Annotated in this window: 20 protein-coding genes and 6 pseudogenes; 13 read left to right on the forward strand and 13 right to left on the reverse strand. The window is 45.3% G+C overall.

All coding sequences use genetic code 11. The annotated features are described in order from the left end of the window. From BQ1619_RS09945 to BQ1619_RS06225, 4 genes are all read left to right on the forward strand, one after another. Positions 1 to 276: a Rossmann-fold NAD(P)-binding domain-containing protein gene (locus BQ1619_RS09945; RefSeq protein WP_231968559.1), complete on the forward strand. Its 276-nt coding sequence runs from the start codon at positions 1 to 3 to the stop codon at positions 274 to 276. 80 nt (positions 277 to 356) lie between these two features. After that, positions 357 to 977 carry an NAD(P)-dependent oxidoreductase gene (locus BQ1619_RS09950; protein ID WP_231968560.1) on the forward strand — a complete coding sequence of 207 codons (621 nt, stop codon included), beginning with the start codon at positions 357 to 359 and terminating at the stop codon, positions 975 to 977. A 7-nt stretch (positions 978 to 984) separates the two neighbouring features. Next, entirely contained in the window at positions 985 to 1,524 is a 540-nt protein-coding gene (locus tag BQ1619_RS06220; RefSeq protein WP_114662889.1) for a chromate transporter, read from the forward strand. Between the two features lie 70 nt (positions 1,525 to 1,594). Further along, positions 1,595 to 1,972: a chromate transporter gene (locus tag BQ1619_RS06225; protein WP_231968643.1), complete on the forward strand. Its 378-nt coding sequence runs from the start codon at positions 1,595 to 1,597 to the stop codon at positions 1,970 to 1,972. A gap of 65 nt (positions 1,973 to 2,037) precedes the next feature. Here the strand turns inward: BQ1619_RS06225 and BQ1619_RS10690 are convergent, their stop codons facing one another. From BQ1619_RS10690 to BQ1619_RS06240, 7 genes and pseudogenes are all read right to left on the reverse strand, one after another. Beyond that, the gene (locus tag BQ1619_RS10690) at positions 2,038 to 2,292 is read right to left on the reverse strand and encodes a hypothetical protein (protein WP_231968661.1); all 255 of its coding nucleotides are present in this window, start codon (positions 2,290 to 2,292) and stop codon (positions 2,038 to 2,040) included. Further along, positions 2,243 to 2,726: pseudogene (locus BQ1619_RS10695) on the reverse strand (tripartite tricarboxylate transporter permease). The gene BQ1619_RS10690 and the pseudogene BQ1619_RS10695 overlap by 50 nt, the downstream one beginning before the upstream one ends. Next, positions 2,641 to 3,428 (reverse strand): annotated as a pseudogene (locus tag BQ1619_RS10700) (tripartite tricarboxylate transporter permease). Before BQ1619_RS10700 ends, BQ1619_RS10695 begins: the two co-directional pseudogenes overlap by 86 nt. Next, positions 3,364 to 3,699 (reverse strand): hypothetical protein, encoded by a 336-nt coding sequence (locus BQ1619_RS10705; protein WP_231968662.1) that lies wholly within the window; start codon positions 3,697 to 3,699, stop codon positions 3,364 to 3,366. Before BQ1619_RS10705 ends, BQ1619_RS10700 begins: the two are co-directional and overlap by 65 nt. Positions 3,700 to 3,710: 11 nt before the next feature. Further along, positions 3,711 to 4,001 (reverse strand): hypothetical protein, encoded by a 291-nt coding sequence (locus BQ1619_RS06235; RefSeq protein ID WP_114662891.1) that lies wholly within the window; start codon positions 3,999 to 4,001, stop codon positions 3,711 to 3,713. Next, positions 3,998 to 4,162 (reverse strand): hypothetical protein, encoded by a 165-nt coding sequence (locus BQ1619_RS09980; protein WP_231968561.1) that lies wholly within the window; start codon positions 4,160 to 4,162, stop codon positions 3,998 to 4,000. Before BQ1619_RS09980 ends, BQ1619_RS06235 begins: the two co-directional genes overlap by 4 nt. Next, positions 4,159 to 4,866: a tripartite tricarboxylate transporter substrate binding protein gene (locus BQ1619_RS06240; RefSeq protein ID WP_231968562.1), complete on the reverse strand. Its 708-nt coding sequence runs from the start codon at positions 4,864 to 4,866 to the stop codon at positions 4,159 to 4,161. The genes BQ1619_RS09980 and BQ1619_RS06240 overlap by 4 nt, the downstream gene beginning before the upstream one ends. Before the next feature lie 251 nt (positions 4,867 to 5,117). Here BQ1619_RS06240 and BQ1619_RS06245 point away from each other — a divergent pair. After that, a pseudogene (locus BQ1619_RS06245) lies at positions 5,118 to 5,483 on the forward strand (fluoride efflux transporter CrcB); the annotation flags it as partial. A gap of 171 nt (positions 5,484 to 5,654) precedes the next feature. On the opposite strand, the gene ygiD reads toward BQ1619_RS06245, so the two are convergent. The 3 genes from ygiD to BQ1619_RS08720 all read right to left on the reverse strand — a co-directional run bounded on the left by ygiD (position 5,655) and on the right by BQ1619_RS08720 (position 6,609). Beyond that, positions 5,655 to 6,161, reverse strand: coding sequence for a 4,5-DOPA-extradiol-dioxygenase (gene ygiD / locus BQ1619_RS09985; protein ID WP_331851899.1), 507 nt, complete (start codon positions 6,159 to 6,161; stop codon positions 5,655 to 5,657). A gap of 92 nt (positions 6,162 to 6,253) precedes the next feature. Next, positions 6,254 to 6,391 (reverse strand): hypothetical protein, encoded by a 138-nt coding sequence (locus BQ1619_RS08795; RefSeq protein WP_174222098.1) that lies wholly within the window; start codon positions 6,389 to 6,391, stop codon positions 6,254 to 6,256. 50 nt (positions 6,392 to 6,441) lie between these two features. Continuing rightward, positions 6,442 to 6,609: a hypothetical protein gene (locus BQ1619_RS08720; protein WP_162784614.1), complete on the reverse strand. Its 168-nt coding sequence runs from the start codon at positions 6,607 to 6,609 to the stop codon at positions 6,442 to 6,444. A 28-nt stretch (positions 6,610 to 6,637) separates the two neighbouring features. On the opposite strand from BQ1619_RS08720, the gene BQ1619_RS06255 reads away from it, so the two are divergent. Both BQ1619_RS06255 and BQ1619_RS06260 read left to right on the forward strand, forming a co-directional pair. Further along, positions 6,638 to 7,300 carry a site-2 protease family protein gene (locus BQ1619_RS06255; protein ID WP_114663549.1) on the forward strand — a complete coding sequence of 221 codons (663 nt, stop codon included), beginning with the start codon at positions 6,638 to 6,640 and terminating at the stop codon, positions 7,298 to 7,300. Between the two features lie 60 nt (positions 7,301 to 7,360). Further along, complete coding sequence (locus tag BQ1619_RS06260) at positions 7,361 to 7,852, forward strand: c-type cytochrome (RefSeq protein ID WP_231968563.1); 492 nt, start codon at positions 7,361 to 7,363, stop codon at positions 7,850 to 7,852. On the opposite strand, the gene BQ1619_RS06265 is transcribed toward BQ1619_RS06260, so the two are convergent. Further along, a complete protein-coding gene (locus BQ1619_RS06265; protein ID WP_114662893.1) occupies positions 7,839 to 8,519 on the reverse strand; it encodes a cytochrome b/b6 domain-containing protein in 681 nt (226 codons plus the stop codon). The two genes, BQ1619_RS06260 and BQ1619_RS06265, sit on opposite strands and share 14 nt — an antisense overlap. Positions 8,520 to 8,633: 114 nt before the next feature. On the opposite strand from BQ1619_RS06265, the pseudogene BQ1619_RS06270 reads away from it, so the two are divergent. After that, a pseudogene (locus BQ1619_RS06270) lies at positions 8,634 to 9,682 on the forward strand (MFS transporter). Between the two features lie 73 nt (positions 9,683 to 9,755). On the opposite strand, the pseudogene BQ1619_RS06275 reads toward BQ1619_RS06270, so the two are convergent. Next, a pseudogene (locus tag BQ1619_RS06275) lies at positions 9,756 to 10,693 on the reverse strand (3-hydroxyacyl-CoA dehydrogenase family protein). Positions 10,694 to 10,967: 274 nt separating this feature from the next. Here BQ1619_RS06275 and BQ1619_RS06280 point away from each other — a divergent pair. The 4 genes from BQ1619_RS06280 (at position 10,968) to BQ1619_RS06295 (ending at position 15,736) form a co-directional block, all read left to right on the forward strand. Continuing rightward, positions 10,968 to 11,702 (forward strand): 2-hydroxyacid dehydrogenase, encoded by a 735-nt coding sequence (locus tag BQ1619_RS06280; protein WP_197711945.1) that lies wholly within the window; start codon positions 10,968 to 10,970, stop codon positions 11,700 to 11,702. 23 nt (positions 11,703 to 11,725) lie between these two features. Then, positions 11,726 to 12,655, forward strand: a complete 930-nt coding sequence (locus BQ1619_RS06285; protein ID WP_114662895.1) for a dihydrodipicolinate synthase family protein — start codon at positions 11,726 to 11,728, stop codon at positions 12,653 to 12,655. 34 nt (positions 12,656 to 12,689) lie between these two features. Continuing rightward, positions 12,690 to 13,640, forward strand: coding sequence for a TAXI family TRAP transporter solute-binding subunit (locus BQ1619_RS06290; RefSeq protein WP_114662897.1), 951 nt, complete (start codon positions 12,690 to 12,692; stop codon positions 13,638 to 13,640). Between the two features lie 83 nt (positions 13,641 to 13,723). After that, positions 13,724 to 15,736 (forward strand): TRAP transporter permease, encoded by a 2,013-nt coding sequence (locus BQ1619_RS06295; protein WP_114662899.1) that lies wholly within the window; start codon positions 13,724 to 13,726, stop codon positions 15,734 to 15,736. 83 nt (positions 15,737 to 15,819) lie between these two features. Here BQ1619_RS06295 and BQ1619_RS06300 read toward each other — a convergent pair. Continuing rightward, positions 15,820 to 16,951, reverse strand: a pseudogene (locus BQ1619_RS06300) (mandelate racemase/muconate lactonizing enzyme family protein). Between the two features lie 128 nt (positions 16,952 to 17,079). On the opposite strand from BQ1619_RS06300, the gene BQ1619_RS06305 reads away from it, so the two are divergent. Then, on the forward strand, positions 17,080 to 18,525 hold the full coding sequence (locus BQ1619_RS06305; protein ID WP_231968564.1) for a M23 family metallopeptidase: 1,446 nt from the start codon (positions 17,080 to 17,082) through the stop codon (positions 18,523 to 18,525). The last annotated feature ends 52 nt before the right edge of the window (positions 18,526 to 18,577 follow it).

The following is an 18,577-nucleotide window of genomic DNA, read 5'->3' on the forward strand; positions in this document are numbered from 1 at the left end:
ATGTCCTCTTTACAAAACATTGTTACTCTCGGAGACTATGAACGCGCCTTAAGACGATTTTCCAATTGGGATGTGTTGGATAAAAAATCAAATATCACAATTCATCATGAGCCGTTACGCGATGAAGCCCTGTACGAGGCAGCAAAAGATGCAGATGCTATAGCAATAATACGAGATCGATCTCCATTCAATGAGGCCATGATTGCTCGTCTTCCAAAACTCAAATTTTTAATGTTTACTGGGGGCGTAATGGCACGCCGGACGCTGGCGCACTAATAAAGCGAAATATTCCCATTGCATGTACGCCAGGGGGACCTTCAAAAGAAACGACCGCGGAACTGACGCTGACTCTGATATTGGCATCTGCAAAGCGCTTGGTAGAGCAAAATGCTTTAATGGCAGAAGGTGGATGGCGGGATCAGCTCTCTGTATTGCCAATGCTTTCTGGCGAACGCCTCGGTATTATGGGTCTTGGAGCGATTGGTAGTCGCGTCGCACGTGTTGGATTGGCCTTTGGCATGGAAGTTGTTGCTTGGAGCCCACGCATGACGCCCGAACGCGCAGCTGCTGAAAATGTAAAGGCAGTGAGCCTTGATGAACTCCTGTCAACTTCTAAAATCATCTCAATGCATCTCGTTGCAGGACCAGGAACCAAAGGATTAATTAGTGCAGATCAAATGTCACGGATGCGTCCCGACTCAATCCTTGTCAATACATCTAGATCCGCTTTAATCAATATGCAAGATTTACAAGCAGCTCTTGCCTTGGGTTGCCCAAATCAAGCCGCGATTGATGTATTCGATATAGAACCATTGCCAACACAAGATGCTCTTCGGAAAATGCCAAACCTTTTAGCAACACCACACCTTGGTTTCATTGCTGAGCCTATATTTAAAATCTTTTCAGAGGGCATTACTAAAACCCTATCTGCATGGTTAGACAATCAGCCAGTCTCCCATCCATTCAAACCGACATAATCATTTTTTGAAAAAACTCACCCCACTTCAACTCTTTATTTGCTTTAGCAAGATAGGTCTCTCTGGATTTGGCGGAGTTCTACCTTGGGCTCGCAGAGGTTTAGTCGAGAAAGATAAACTACTTACATCCGAGGAATTCAGCGCCATCCTTGGTGTGTGTCAAATAATGCCTGGGCCCAATGTGATTAATATCGGGGTTTGTGTTGGGTCGCGCTTTTGTGATGCAAAAGGTGCTATTGCTGCTGTAGCAGGCTTAACCACTGGCCCGATTTTTATTGTTATTTTATTGGCAATTTTGTATGACCACTACGGATACCTTGACTATATCCAAGGAGCCCTCAAAGGAATTGCTGCAGTAGGTGTTGGCCTGATTGCTAGTACCGGATTCAAAATGCTTCGAGATGAGTTTCGTTACCCGCCAATGTTTTTTGTAATCGGCATCACGTTAATTGCCGGCATTTATTTTGACTTAGCACTAGGTTTGGTAGCGCTCTTAGTTGCCCCCTTTGCCTACTATTTTGCTAGAAGAAAAGCGCGCAAGTTATGACGCTATTACTTAGCCTATTCATCAAGCTTTCACTATTTTCATCGTCGCGTTTGGCGGAATTATTGCAGTTCTGCCATCCCTTCTTGATCTCGCCGTAAATCAAGAACACTGGATTGATTCAGCCACTTTCGCAGATTATTTTGCTATTGCGCAAGCTGCACCAGGACCCAATTTCATGACAGTCACTCTAGTCGGCTGGCATGTTTATGGGTTAGCAGGAGCCATTCTAGCCTCCATCGCAATATGCTGGCCTCCCTCAGTGAGGGTTTTATTTCTTGAGCGCTACATCACGAAAATTCAAGACCACGAGAAGAAAAAAATTATTCAATACGCAGCTGCGGCTCTAGCTATTGGCTTAGTGCTTACCTCATCCTGGAAGCTTACTGTTGGTTTTAATGATCATTGGACTGCAATTGTATTAACAATTTTTGTCGCAGTCGTTACGTAATTTTCCAAGATACACCCGCTCTACCTGATAGCGCTCGGAGCGCTAATCAGAGGCGCAGGCTTAATCTAAACAGCTGCTTTGCGAGATCTCACTAGGCGTAAAACATTTGGGATAACCAGCAAAGCAATTGCAATCACCATCAATGTGCCCGATATTGGTCGCGTAAAAAATGTGGACCAATTTCCCTGACTGATCGTTAGGGCTTGTCGCATAGACTGCTCTGCCATTGGACCCAAGATTAACCCGATAATCATCGGCGCAGCGGGAAAATCAAAACGTCGCATGCCAAAGAAATCCGAAGAAAAATAAAAGTCCAACATCGAATACAGAATTAGGGGATCCGTAAACCCCAGCTACTGAGATCACAACGATGCCAGCATAGAGCCATTGAGGAGGTATCTTTAATAACTTTACCCAAAGTCCAACTAGCGGCAAATTAAGAACCAACAAAATGATATTGCCGATATATAAACTAGCAATCAAAGTCCAAACCGCTTTGCTGTGCAAACAGTGTAGGACCAACCTGAATACCATAGGATTCAAAGGCGGATAGGATAATCGCTGCTGTTGCCGATGTGGGAATACCCAAAGCCAGCAAAGGCATAGGCACTCCTACCGCGGAAGCATTGTTAGCCGCCTCAGGACCTGCGACTCTCTCTATGGCACCCTTACCAAACTCTTCTGGCTTTTTGGATAATTTCTTTCCCGTAAAGTACGAGAGCAATGTGGGTAACTCTGCGCCGCCAGCAGGCATTGCACCAATCGGAAAGCCTAATAAACCTCCCCGAATCATGCTTTCCAGGGTCTGGAAAAATCTTCTTTAGACAGCCACAGGCTGTCCGATACTGCAAGCATCTCTGATTTCTTATTTTCCTTGCCTTGCAAGCTAGATATAAGGCCTCACCAATTGCAAAAAGCCCCACCGCAACAATTGTTACCTCAATACCATCCAAAAATTCAGGTTGGCCAAATGTAAAACGGGGCTGTCCAGTTTGCAAATCAATGGCGATGAGTCCAAATAATAAACCTTGCTACTAATCTGATGAGACCTCGCAGAGCAGAACTTCCTAAAACGGCAGATACTGTAACCAAAGCAGAATCATGAGACTGAAATACTCTGCAGGCCCGAAAGCGAGTGCTGCATCAACTACCCAGGGAGCGAAAAACGTCAAAGCGATCGTGCCAATTGTTCCGGCTACAAAACGTCCAATTGCAGCCGTTGCTAGCGCAGACCCTGCCCTACCGCGACGTGCCATCTTATTTCCTTCAAGCGAAGTCACAATCGTTGCTGATTCACCCGGTGTATTTAAAAGAATAGAAGTCGTTGAGCCACCATACATTGCGCCGTAATAAATTCCGGCAAATAAAACAAAATAGCGGTTGCAGGAACCTTAAATGTTAATGGAAGCAATAATGCAATCGTCAGCGCCGGTCCAATGCCCGGCAATACGCCCACTAAGGTACCAACCAAGCAACCTAAGAACCCATAACATTAAGGTCATAGGTTCCAAAGCAACAGCAAACCCCTGCATGAGGGAGTCAAATGAGCTCATAACTGTCTTTGCTTCAAAACTAAAACTGATTAATCGCCCCAAATCCACACCAAGGAGCACTGAGAATAAAGTCCAAAAAGCACCTGCGATACCCAGCACCATCAACATAGTTTTGATATTGAGCTTTGCATCAAAAGCCATTGATACACCCAAACCACACAATGTCGCGGGCATTAAAAAACCAATTACTTTTGCGAGAAAGATAAAAACAAATCCACCACCAAAAGATATATCACGCGCATTGAACCGCCTGGAAGTGGCCGCCCCTCTTCCTCATGTACACAGTCAGGCGCTTTATTCGTAATAGCGCTCAACAAATAAAAAACGCCTAATAAGGAAAGGAGTGCAACCAAAATTGACGGGGCTAATACTGGCCCTACCTCGGAGTACATCGTAGACTCAGGAATGCTAAGAACTTGCCAAATTGCCACGCCACAAAACACCAGTAGAAAACTGGCCACCAGACGTGTACTCATGCCAAACCTAACTCTTTGAGGACGGTTTCGGTTTCAGAAATGTACTTCTTAAGCTGCGCATCAAATGCAGTTCCCGATGCAAAAGCATCAATCCATTTTCTCTTTTCAAGCGTCTCTGCCCAACCCTTAGTGGCATAAATTTTTGTTGCGAGATCAATCAAGGCTGTCTTTTGGGCGGCATTAATGCCAGGCGCCCAAAAATACCGCGCCAATTTGCTGCAGTGACATTGACTCCGAGCTCCTTTAGGGTGGGCACATCTACGCCCGGAATTCTTTTACTACTCGAAACCGCTAGGGCCTTCATTTTCCCCGCCTTGATTTGCTCCGCAAACTCAGAATACCCTGAGATTCCAGAAACCACTTGTCCGCCTAAAATTGCGGCATTTGCGGGGCCCCCGCCTGCAAAAACAACATATGCCGCATCCAGCGGATTCTTACCAAGCGCTTTAATGATTAAACCCAAAAGTTGATGATCTATACCGCCTGCGCTGCCACCTGCTACCGAGACTGATTTTGGGTTTGCTTTAATAGCCTCTTCAAATTCTTTCCAAGTTTTGATCTTGCCGTCAGTAGGAGCCACAATGATTCCGGCCTCCTCAGTCAAACAAGCAATGGGAGTAACATCAGACATAGTTACTGGACTTTTATTGGTGATTGCTGCACCAACCATTACAAAACCGCCAACCATCAATGCATTAGCTTGCCCTTTACGTTGATTAACAAAACGGGGGAGCCCCACCATTCCACCAGCGCCACCAACATTTTCAAATTGAAATGACCCGACTAGACCGGCGTCTTTAGCAACTACTTCAATTGCCCTACCCGTGGTGTCCCAGCCACCTCCTGGAGCAGCAGGAATAAACATATTAATAGATTCAAACAGCGGTTTATTTTGAGCAAGGGCAAAGGAGGGGATTGTATTTACTAATGTAAATTTGAACCATAAACCAAAAATTCTCTGCGTGTTGTCTTCATTTTTGTCTCCAAATTGACTTAGATTGCGAATCTAAATTCATATTAATTTAGTTTTCTAGAACTATACCTAAATTTAAGCTTAAGTAGCATTGATTTAGCGTAACGACTGAAAAGTCCAAATACCGAGGACTCGGAGCGCTTCTACGCGCATTTTTCAATAGCCAGTCTGCCAACGTAGTTTCGATTATTCCTTTGGGCACGTTACTTTCAAATATGGTGGGCGGGTTATCTCATCGGTATCGCACTGGCTTTTTTTGGGGCAATCCAAATCTCTCACCGGAATGGAAATTGTTTGTCATTACAGGATTTTTAGGTGGCTTAACCACGTTTTCAAGTTTTTCCGCAGAAGTCGTCTCATTCGTCCAGCGTGGAGAGTTAGGGTGGGCTATTGGAACGGCGCTACTCCATTTGGAGGGATCTGTTGTTCTTACCATGCTCGGCCAAAGAAAATTGCAAGAATGGAACCCCACATTAACTTTGCCTCCTTTATTGAATAGTAAAGCCTAGCATGCTAATTGAGCCCATCTCAATGCCATCTACGAAAACATTTGCAACCTCGCCCTCTTGTCTTAACGCCATTGCGTATAGAGCTGGCCAATAGTGCTCAGCAGTTGATATGGATAAATGGGCAGCTTCACCGTAACTACCATAATCAATCAGCGCATCGTATGCATTAGATTAAAGATTGTTAGCAAAGTAATTATTGGAGTCGACCGCCCACGGGTAAGGTGTGGAATCATCTCGCCAGTCAATAAGACGTAAATTGTGCATCACATTACCACTGGCGAGAATCAATATATTCTCATCACGCAAGGGCCTTAATTGTTTTGCAAGCTCGAAATGTTCTCTCGCTGTCTTTGGGCTGTCGAGACTTAATTGCACAACAGGCACATCCGCATTGGGATAAAGGTATTTCAGAATTGACCATGCGCCATGATCAATACCCCATTCATTCTCCTCAAGAACAACCGGTACACCGAGTAACTCTTGAATACGATCCGCTAGCGCGGGACTTCCCGGCGCAGGGTATTGAATATCAAACAAAGCTTGAGGGAAGCCACCAAAGTCATGAATTGTTTTGGGGTTCGTCATCGCAGTAACCCAAGTCCCACGAGTCACCCAATGCGCAGAAATCGCCAAAATAGCATCAGGTCGCTGAAGTGATTCTCCAAGAGGGCTCCACAAGCCGCAGTAAAACAGTTGGGCTCTATGGCATACATCGGACTGCCATGGCCAGCAAATATTGCAGGTTGGCGATGGCGAGCCATTAAAACAAATTAGCCAAAAACGTAACCAGTGTGAGCAGCCACCAATGCAAACAAAATTGCCAAACTTGTTGCAGCACCCAATATGACGATCAAGGTAATGATCTTCTTATTGATTTCCTCTTTAGATTCGTTATGCCATTCGTTCATGCTAAATCCTCTTTAAACACGTTCAGATTAATAATGGCCATGATTATCCACTATCGACCGCGGCCAGCCTTACGCATCATGCCTTTTCCGCCACCAAACCCTGCCTGAGGCCTGCCAGCAGGTCCTGATGGGCCTTTTGGCGCTGGCGGACGGGCTGGTGGTTTTGAGATAACCGGCTTTGCTGGAGTTTTGGGGTTTGGTTTCTTATTGTCAGTCACTTTGAGCTCCTATGGATATCATATTGCCATGATTACCGACTATTCTATCCAAGCCGTCGCCATTAATGCGATTCCCTTGATTTTTGCTATCGCCATCCACGAGGCAGCCCATGGTTATGCAGCCCATAAATTTGGGGATAACACCGCATACATGCTGGGCCGAGTAAGTCTTAATCCAGCCAAACATATAGATCCCGTTGGCACCATTTTGATTCCTTTGGCGCTTCTCTTGACGGGCTCACCGTTTTTAGTAGGTTACGCCAAACCAGTCCCTGTCAACTTTGGCCGCTTACGCAATCCTAGAATCGATTCCATTTGGGTTGCTTTAGCTGGTCCTGGCTCCAATTTCTTCCAAGCGCTGATTTGGGCAATATTCTTAATCCTGCTATTGGGTTTTGGAGTAAATGAGAAGTTCTTTATCTCCATGGCGCAAGCTGGCATTACCTGGAACTTGGGTTTGCTCGTCTTTAATCTTTTCCCCCTCCCGCCATTAGATGGCGGGCGCATTCTTTCTAGCTTACTGCCAGCACGTCAGTCAATCGCATTAGGGAGATTAGAACCTTGGGGCTTTTTTATTGTTCTTGCCCTCGTATTTACCGGAATTATTGGCAATCTCTGGATGGAGCCATTAATGGCCTTTTTTAAATGGGTCGTATACCTATTTACGATGCCTCTGCAGAGGCTCTTTTAATTCGATTGTCATGCCAAATTCTTCGTTCTGGAGTATCCTGATTTCACTTTAGTGAAAACCATGCTGTATAAATTAATCAATATGAATAACGAGGTTTATATGAAGTTCCAAAAAATGATTCTTGCTACTACCGTTAGCGCTCTCACCATTGGGTCTGGTGTCGCGTTTGCGCAATTTCAAAAAGCTGAAGACGCAATTAAATACCGTCAAAGTGTTTTTACCGTGATGGCAAACTCTTTTGGAAAAATCGGAGCTGTGGTGAAGGGTGAAGCCCCGTACATCAAAGATGAGGTCGCAAAAAATGCTGCTGTTGTAGCAACCCTTTCAACATTACCTTGGCAGGCTTTTGGCCCGGGAACCGAGGGTGGCAAAGCACAGTCTGATGTTTGGTCCGATTCCGCAAAGTTCAAAGCAGCATCCGAAAAGATGCAACTAGCGGTAGCTAACTTGAACAAAGCCGCTCAATCTGGCGATCTCGGTAGCATCAAGAAATCTTTTGGAGCCGCTAGCCAGCCTTGCAAAGGCTGTCACGACGATTTCAAGAAAAAATAAGATAACCAACCACTACAGCAATAACGCTTAAGAGAATTAGCGCGAAAGCGCGTTGTAAAACCCCATCTTTGGATGGCTGACCCAAGTCAGAAGGCGAATAGTCAGCCTCCTCGTTTGGGTCAATTTCTTTATCGCCCAACAACATCGGCTTGATTAAGTTTTCACCCTTATATTTCTTATAAAACCAAATGGCAGCGATATGAATGGTAACTAAGGTATAGATCAACACCTGATTACCTTCATGTATCTCCGACAAGAATGAAACTACTGCGTTAGGAACATATTTTGCTAATGGTCCCTGAAAAGCAATTTCATTGTCAACAAAAAGACCTGTTATCACCTGAACACTTAAAACAAATAACAAGGCAAAAACTGAAAGAGCGCCAATCGGGTTATGTCCCAAGTAGCGCGGCGACCTTCCCTGGAGATAACCTAAAATAGCCGACCGAGTCGGAAAGAATGCGGCAAAGCGCGCATGTTTTGAGCCAACAAATCCCCAAAGAATTCTGAAGATCAATAAGGTCAATATCGAATAACCAAAATAGGCATGCCACTCAATCGCATTACCGCCGATATTGACGCTAATGAAGCTCCCTGTAATACAGAGAACTAATAGCCAATGAAATAAACGAATCGGCAAATCCCAAACACGAATAATTTTCTTCATACTTTAAGGATAAAGCACATTACCCCTTAAACTCACTGAAATATGAATCCAGGAAAAGCATTTAGAACCCTACCAATCTACCGCATCGGAGCGACCTTAAGCTATCAAATTACGATGGTGGCGGTTGGGTGGCATATTTACGAGATTACCAATAGCGTCATATCGCTTGGCTTGATTGGCCTCGAGGAACTTGTGCCCTACTTCGCTCTAGCTCTTTATGCTGGTCATGCGGTCAATCACCATTCACGTAAATTGATTTCTGCCATTGCAGCAATCATTCATTTTCTTGTCGCACTTTTTCTTTGCGCCATTGCCCAAAACTGGCTATCACCTCCAGTGCCGTTGATTTACATCGCTATAGGATTCATCGGCATCGCGAGAGCACTACTTCGACCCTCATACCAAGCATTATTTGGACAAATCATCCCGCGCGACCAACTAAGCAAATACATGGCTTATGGAAACGTCTCCTTTCAAATCTGTGTAGTAGCGGGTCCCGGATTAGGGGGTTGATGATTGGTTTCACAGGCTTAACCGCTACTTATGGATTGGCTGCGCTCTGCGGATTAATGAGTCTGTACGGCGTATCGTTCATTCAGGCGAAATCAGAAAAATCCAAACCCGCAGAAAACCTTTTGAAAAGCTTTAAACAGGGGTTTGATTACGTTCGCAAACATGACCTAATTCTGAGCACGATGGCTTTAGATATGTTTGCCGTGCTATTTGGTGGTGCCGTCTCAATACTCCCTGCATTTGTGAGCGACGTTCTGCATGCCGGCCCCGAGACACTTGGTATTTTGAGGGCTGCTCCAGCGGCAGGATCGGTACTCATGGGCGTCTATCTTGCAAAACAGCCTATATTGCACAACTCCGGGAAATATTTGCTTCTATCGGTGGCAGGCTTTGGTCTCTCAATAATCTGTTTTGGACTTTCAACACAATTGTGGATTTGTGCTTTCTTTCTTCTGCTTTCAGGGTGCTTTAATTCCGTCTCTGTAGTAATTCTAAGCAGTATCGTTCAATTAACAACACCCGATAACATGCGTGGAAGAATAAGCGCTATTAATGGAATATTCATCGGGCCATCGAATGAATTAGGCGCTCTAGAGTCAGGTATTGCAGCCAGTCTTTTGGGTTTAGTCCCATCCATTATTTTTGGATGAGCTGCAACCTTACTGATTGTATTGATCACGTATAGGCTTGCGCCAAATTTATATCGATTTCTTATCCGCGATATCACTTAATCTCAGGCAAATCCTTTTGAATGATTTTCAGGCCCTCACGTAAGGCAGTTTGATAGCGCTCACGCTCTGCTTTCATGGATTCCGAAGTCCAAGAATAAAACCCTTCGCCTGTTTTCATGCCAAACTTGCCGCTTTCAACCCGACTGCTGAGACACTTTGCAATCGTTGGTGAATTATTTAATGCGGGATAAATCGTAGCCCCTCCAGCAGCATGAACTTCAAGACCAGCGTGATCGTGCTGCATTGCGGGGCCAGCGGCTATGTAACGAAATCCAAAACCAAACCGTACAGCCTTATCAATATCCTCTGGGGTACAAATTCCTGCGTCAACCATCGCAAACGCTTCACGAGACAATGCATGTTGCAAACGATTTGCCAAGACCCTGGCAAATCTTTTTTTACAGTGACTGGAACCCATGCCACACAAGGTCATAAAACGAGACAAACTCTCTGCAACCATACGGGATGTCTTTTCACCGTACACCACCTCAACACAGGGAACTAAATGTGCCGGCATAAAAAATGTAACCCAATCATCCGAGCAGCAGTTTTTAAATCGCCGGCGATTTGACTAATCGGAAAGCTAGTGCTGTTACTAGCTAGAACTGCTTCGGATTTTGCGTATTGCTCTAGTTTGGCAAATAACTCTTGTTTCATATCCAAGCGCTCTGGTACACATTCAATGACCAGATCGATGTCCGCCCAATCCACCTCCTCCAAAGAGCCCGCTATCGAGAGTAAATGGATACGGCGTTGTATCCCAATTCCGTCATTGGTGTTCGTAAAGTAATCCGGCAATAGCGCACGACGTTCTGTGGTGGGCTCCACTACCTGCACCGCACAACCGCCACGAGCGCAGACGGCAGCAACATCAGCGCCCATCGTGCCGCCACCAACCACCACCTTGGTTTGAGCTGGGGTAAACAACATGATTTTTCTCCTAAAAGGTAGGACTTTTTTCAAAATCCCCATATAATGGGGCCATTATTCCAATAAAAATCTGAGACAAACATGATTCCCGTCAATTCGGTGTTACAGGTCGGTTTTTTCCTGAGATTATGCAGGCGGAAATTAATCGTCGCCTAACACCGGTTCGTCAACCAGATGCGAGCGCCCCACCACCATCTGGGAATTTTGAAGCAATTTTGGTGCGCTCCATACAGCCCTTCCTGAAGCGCTCGTCAAACAGATCCCCAGTATTCGCATGGTATCGACTTGTGGTGTTGGTTATGACAACCTGCCCCTGAGCTATCTCAAACAACATGGAATCAAAGCAAGCAATACCCCTGGCGTTCTAAATGACGCAGTGTGTGAATTAGCCATCGGCATGATGCTGAGCCTATTACGACACATTCCCGAATCGCAAGAACATGTTAAATCTGGCGCTTGGTCTAAAGGCGTATTCCCACTCACCACCACATTGGCAGGCAAAAGAATAGGCATTGTCGGCATGGGTCGCATTGGCCAGGACTTAGCAAGTCGTTTGGAACCATTTAAGGTTGAGATTGCCTATACAGGACCGAGCCCAAAGCCAGTGCCATACACCTATTACCCACAAATACTGGATCTAGCCAAAGCGTGCGATGTCATGTTCATAGCTTGCCCAGCGAGTCTGCAAACCGATCGTTTAATCAATGCCAAGGTGCTAGATGCCCTGGGAAAATCGGCGTATTTAATCAATATTGCACGCGGCAGTGTTATTGATGAAGGAGCACTTTTAGGTGCACTGCAACATAAAGTAATAGCCGGTGCTGCGTTAGATGTCTTTAACAACGAACCTAATCTCAACCCCGCATTTTTAGATCTTGATAATATCTTACTGACACCCCACATTGGAAGTGCTACCTTAGAAACACGGATAGCCATGACAAACTTAGCTATAGATAATTTAGAGGCATTCTTTAAAAAACAACCACTTCCCTCAGAAGTGCATTATTAAATTGGAGACAGTATGACCATCGCTTGACCATCGCTTTGCATCCCTCAACTTTGCCAGCAGTGGTATCGCCTGTGTTGACGCCCTTCAAGGCAGATGGCAATCCTGATGCTCAAAAACTTCTGAAGCAATGTAAATGGCTGGAGTCGAATGGAGTCGGTCAGGCCGTCTTTGGCACCAATTCAGAGGCAAACTCAATGTCCGCCCCCCAGAAGATGAGCACACTCACGACATTGATTGAGGGCGGCCTAAATCCAGCCCACATGATGCCAGGTACAGGCGCAACCTCTATTGACGCTACGGTCAATATGACACGTCATGCAGTGAACCATCAATGCGCTGGTGTGCTCATGCTTCCACCGTTCTACTACAAAGATGTAACCGATGATGGTTTGTTTGCTTACTTCTCCGAAGTGATTCAAAAAGTAGGGAGTTCAGCGTTGCAGATTTATATCTACAACATGCCGCCGGTTACCAAAATCAATCTCAGCCTATCGCTGCTCGAACGCTTAACAAAAGAATATCCAAAAACGGTTGTGGGCATGAAAGATAGTTCTGGCGATTGGGCTTATACCGAATCTGTCATTAAGCTTCTAGCCCCCTCCAGCTTCCGCGTTTACGCTGGTAGCGAAGTATTCTTGATACGCACTCTGCGAGCAGATGGTGTCGGCTGTATTTCAGCTACTACTACTAATGTGAATCCACAAGCAATTGCTGATCTTGCTGCACACTGGCGCGAATCCAATGCGGATGAACGTCAAGCTGTGCTCGATAAAGTTCGCGGCGTATTTGCAAAATACCAAATGATTGCTGGCATGAAAACAGCCGTAGCGCATTACAGCAACGATCCCGAGTGGTTACGTGTTCGGCCCCCGCTAACGCAATTAAGCGCTGATCAACAAGCGCAATTGTTAAGCGAATTAAAGCAAATTCAATTTAGTATGCCGGGTCTTTAATTAACAATCTAAACAGTATTCACAGGAGACAACTATGAAGCTATTCAAATGGATTGCACTATCCTTCACTTTTATATGCGCTAGCGTAAGTGCACAAAACCTTTCAATCGCTACAGGCGGCACTGGCGGTGTGTACTACCCGATGGGCGGTGGTTTAGCCGCCGTTCTATCGAGCAAAGTCCCTGGCATGTCAGCCACCGCCGAGGTTACTGGGGGATCTGTTGATAACTTGAAATTGGTTGGCACAGGAACACCATATGTTGCTTTTTCAATGGCTGATGCTGCCAAAGACGCCACATCCGGTGCCGATAAATTTAAAGATAAACCTATCGATATTCGAACCCTTTTAATTCTTTATCCAAATCAGATGCATGTTGCTACTGTTGAATCAACAGGTATCAAAACCATGGCGGATCTTAAGAGCAAACGAATAAGCACTGGGTCTCCTGGAAGCGCTACTGAAGTCATGGCATTCCGCCTTCTTGAGGCTGCAGACATAGATCCAAACAAAGACATTAAGCGTGAGCGTTTAAGTGTGGCGGAATCCGTTAATGCAGTAAAAGACCGAAAAATTGACGCGTTTTTCTGGGTAGGCGGCTTGCCAACAGCAGCAGTGACAGACTTAGCCAATAGCCCCGGAATGAAGATCGTCATGATCGATACCGCTGCAGAAGTGCCAGCCATGAATAAGAAATATGGCAACCTATACTTTCCCTCAGTGATTACTAAACAAACATATAGCGGCATGGCTAAGGACAACAATGTGGCGGCTGTAGCGAATTTACTGGTGGTAAGCGCTTCCATGTCAAATGATGAGGCCTACAAAATTGTCAAAGCAATATTTGACAATCAATTGGACTTAGTAAGATCACACGCGGAATATCGTAATGTGAAGTTAGATGCGCAAAAAGCAAGCGCAACTCCAATCGCCTATCATCCTGGCGCATTAAAGTACTTTAAAGAAAAAGGTATCAAGGTCAATTAAGCTGACATAGGCCAATAGGGGTGAGTTAATCTCACCCCTTCTGCATTAAGAAACGCATAAATATAAAAAAGATAGGTTGAGACATGAACCAAAACACCATTGATCATGAGACCCAAGAAAAATTAGATGCCTTTATCAAGCAGGAAGAGGGCGACCCAAATGATTACAAAGGTTTATTAGCTAAGTTCATTACTTTGGTTGCCGTGGGCATGTCTTTGTTTCACCTATACGCTGCTTTCTCGATTGTTCCAACTCAACAGCTGCGGGTAATCCACGTCGCTTTAGTCTTGTTTCTGGTCTTCTTGAGCTTTCCAAGCATGGCTCGCTTTAAGAAACGCCTGATGCCATGGGATGTGATCTTTGCCCTTGGATCCATTGCCATCGCATATTACATTTTGTCTGGCGGCGATGATTTCATGGACAGAAATACCGCACCCAACTCTACAGACGTCATCGTGGGTATTGGGCTAATTATCCTGATACTCGAGAGCGTTCGCAGAACCAATGGTATGGTGTTGGTAACCGTGACGGTATTATTTTTGCTGTACGCATTATTTGGTAATTATTTGCCAGCCCCATGGACCCACAAAGGCTATGGCTTAGATCGTCTGGTAGGCTATATGTACATGACGCTAGAGGGTGTTTATGGAACAGCCGTGGATGTCTCTGCAACACTGATCATTCTGTTTACTATCTTTGGCGCCTTTTTACAATTTACAGGCGCCGGAAAATTTTTCATTGATTTTTCATTTGCAGCAATGGGTGGAAAATCCTCTGGTGTTGGAAGAACCATTGTTCTATCGTCTTTCCTAATGGGCGGCCCCTCTGGGTCAGGCGTTGCCACTACGGTAACTGTAGGCTCTGTTGCGGCACCAATGCTCGATAAGGTTGGCTACGAAAAGAATGCTGCAGGTGGCCTCCTAGCTGCAGGTGGTCTTGGTGCCATTATTTCACCGCCTGTATTAGGAGCAGCTGCATTTTTGATTGCAGACTTTCTCAAGATCTCTTACTTGGATGTATTGCTGATGGCAACCATCCCCACCATTCTGTTTTATTTGGGTTTATTTGTCATGGTGGAAATCGACGTGCGCAAATATGGCATGAAAAATATTCATTTTGAATCTGCTGAATCCGCCTGGCAACTAACTAAAAAATACTGGTTCCATTTCTTTTCACTAATTTCGATTGTGGTATTCATGATGTTCGGCTTCTCGCCAGTCATGTCAGTGTTCTGGGCGACAGTTGTTTCATCATTCTCCAGCATGCTGCGAGAAGATACCGCGATCATCCCCTGGGCCTGGTTTAAGGGCAAAGAACCCATCTTATCCGGACTATACAAATCCAACCTAACTAGTGCTTTAGCTTCCGGCTCAACTGGCGTGTTAGCCATTGCGGCAACTTGCGCCGGAGCTGGTCTCTTTGTTGGTACAGTCACACTAACTGGACTGGGATTGAAATTTAGTTCGATTGTGATTCAATATGCTGGTGGCTCTTTGCTTCTAACTGCCATCTTCACCGCCCTCATTGTTTGGATTGTTGGTCTTGCAGTTCCAGTAACGGCGTCTTACATTATTTGTGCAGTCATCGCCGCACCCACCCTAATTAATTTGGGCGTACCGGCATTTGCTGCTCATATGTTTATCTTTTATTACGCCGTTTTATCGGAGGTTTCTCCTCCAACTGCGTTGTCCCCTTTTGCAGCAGCAGCCATTTGCAAAGGAAATCCCTACAGAACAATATTGCAAACCTGGAAATATGTTGCCCCAGCAATTTTGGTGCCATTCATGTTCGTTCTCAATAAGTCAGGCGTGAGCTTATTGTTGATGGGTTCCAGCAATGCGCTTGAACAAGCAGATTGGTCTCAGATTGCATGGATTTCATTTACCGCTGTGATTGGGATTATCTGTTTGGCAGGCGGATTGCAAGGCTGGTTTATTGAGAAGACCAAAACCTTTGAGCGCATCATGATGGTTGTATCCGGGGTTGCGCTTGCCTACCCTTCCACAGAAGCTGACCTCATTGGCTTTATTGGTTTTGGAGTGGTGCTTATTACACAAGCTCTCACCTATTTCAAACTGAATCGCAGATCATCCTAACGAGATTTTCTGAGATGCATGGAATTCAGCCCGCTATTGTGGGCTGAACTCTTTTTAAGAGAGGCCTCTTACAAGACTCATCCTCAGGAAATCTTAGTCCAAGGAGATTTGCCAGCATATTTCTGTATTGACGCTTCATCAAACTCAAATCCAAGACCTGGGGTTTTATGCAAAATGAGATCCCCATTTTTAAATGCCAACTGCTTATTGATTAATCTGCGGAAATTGAGCACCTGATCGTCCAAGAAAAATTCTACGAAGCGTGCGTTAGGTGTTGCCGCTACTAGTGGCGCATGCAAATCATGAAACCAATGCGGGCACGCTGCAATCCCTTTGACATCAGCATAGGCAGAAATACGACGCCATTCGGTAATACCACCACAAACAGCGGCATCGGACTGCAAAATAATCGCACCACCAGATTCAATGAGCTCTCTAAAGCGCCAACGACCCGCCTCCATTTCTCCGGGCGACATTGATGGTAGTTTGTCGAGCTAGCGCAGCATGCAAGTCAATCGCATCTGGAGAAAATGGCTCTTCTATCCAATACGGGTTATAGGCCTCAAACCTGCGGACATACTCTAGCGCTGTGGGCAGATCTCGCCAGGCATTGTTGGCATCCAGCGTCAATAGAACTTCATCACCAATGGCTTTGCGTACAGCCTTAACACGTGTTTCCTCTTCTGCAGGCGATAAACGTCCGACTTTCATTTTGACGGCCCTAAAGCCTTGCTTTACATACGACTCCACATCCTTACCAAGCTTGGCCGGCGTTTTTCCATCAAGGTAGTAGCCACCACTCGCATAAGCAGGCACACGATCATCAACAACCGATCCGAGGTATTGGTGTAAAGGTAGCCCAGCAGATCGGGCATTTAAATCCCAAAGAGCAGTATCTAATATTGAAATCCCCCGCATTACAGCACCAGTACGCCCTTGCAAAATGGATTCGCTATACATTTCCATCCAGAGGCCCTCGGAGCGATGGCTGTTCTGACCAATCAATTTTGGTGCCAGCAGTTGCTGAACAGCAATTTTGGCAATTTCACCGCCTGCACTACCAACATAGCAAAAGCCCATTCCCTCATTGCCATCCTTGCCGCAGACTTTTACTAAACAATAATGTCGCTCAGATACAGTGCGAGTGGAAAATGAGGTGACCTTATCGAGAGGTACTGCGACTGATGTTACCTGCACTGATTCAATAATCGGCATCTGAACTCCTTAATCAAAAATTTATTTTATCCAGTATTCCAATGCTTGATTTGGCAGCATTTATGGCAATTTATTGCACTACAACAAAAGAATTCAGCCATGGTTTCACATTATTAGATAATGATTCTGTGAAAAAAATTGTGTCCGCTTATCGCCTCCTTGCCAGAAAGCTCGCATTTATCCTGAGGGGCAGCCTCATTGGCCTGACTTTAGGCTTTAGTCAGATATCTGAAACTAAAACACCAGCTCAAAAATCCAACGAGAACCGCCAAAAGGTGACGGTGCAAAACACAAAATCGGTGGGGTTTAAGGATAAATCTGTAGTAACCAACTCTAAAACTAACAGCATGAGCATGAGCCTGAATCCATCGCTCTTTCAGAAAAAAAGTCCGGATGAGTTGATGCTCAATATAGATGCGAATCTAGACTACCGAGTCTCGCAAGGTTGTCTCCAGCGTAGCTTTTTTGAAGGTAACTTACCGGCAAGCATTGGGATTAATAACCCACAGTTTTCTGAGTTTTTCAAAAGCCAAACGAAAAACTTTTTTGAGAAGATGCGTGGCAACTGCATTCCATATGCTGTGGCATTCACCACTCGCAATAAGTTCGACTCTCTCAGCATCATGAATGGCCCTATCCAAGATAGCAAAACCGAAGTTTGGACATTTACGCCATCTGCTTTTGGCGGGTTCTTGGTGCAGCAAGATTTTCTACGCAATGAATCTAAAAATCTCACCGAAATTCGCGTACCACTCAAAGAAGTTTTATACGACCCTCGCAAATTGGGAGACAAGTTACCAGTCGAGTTAGTTTGGGAGCTTAATTCGATCATCAAGCAGATTTACCCAGAAGCAAATAACTCACTAGAGAATACCAACAGCATCGTGCGCCTCATTGTTGATTTTGGAGACCGTGAAAAGTGGGCGCAAATTTGGGCGGCGGAGATTATTGACCTTTCCAATAAGGAAGTATTTGCTAGCGCCTTTTGGGTTGAACGCAACGATATACCGGGCGCTTTCTTCACGAGCAACGGCGAATCCCTTGAGCAATCATTTTGGACCAATCCACTAAGTTATCGCCGTATCTCACGCGGTGTCGGCATGGTCCGTGCTGGTGCCCCGAAACGATCCAAGAATAATCCTGCCGTAACTCAACTCGCACCCACAAAACAACGCTATCGCACCCACATGGGCATCGACTATGCCGCTCCCGTGGGAACACCAATCTTTAGTGTAGCCAATGGCAAAGTGGTCCATCTTGGCTATAGTGGCGCATTCGGAAAATTAATCGTTTTAGAGCATCCTGGCGGATATCACACTTACTATGCTCATCTGAGTGGCTACAACTCAGAGCTAGACGTCGGTAATGAGATACGTCGCGGACTAGAAATTGGTTATGTTGGATCTACCGGTAGATCCACAGGTCCACATCTGCATTTTGAACTACGAAAAAATGGTATCTATGTTGATCCATATGCTACTAAGACACAATTAGATCTGTGGTCAATGCGCGATAGTGAAAGCGGGCAACTTACTCGCGAGATATTGCTTTTTGGCAGTCCAATGTCACGTTAAGCCTTCAAGACACCGAATAAAAAAAGGGCTCATGAGCCCTTTTGCTTTTCAA

The sequence above is a fragment of the Polynucleobacter necessarius genome (genome assembly GCF_900095195.1).
Taxonomy (GTDB): domain Bacteria; phylum Pseudomonadota; class Gammaproteobacteria; order Burkholderiales; family Burkholderiaceae; genus Polynucleobacter; species Polynucleobacter necessarius_G.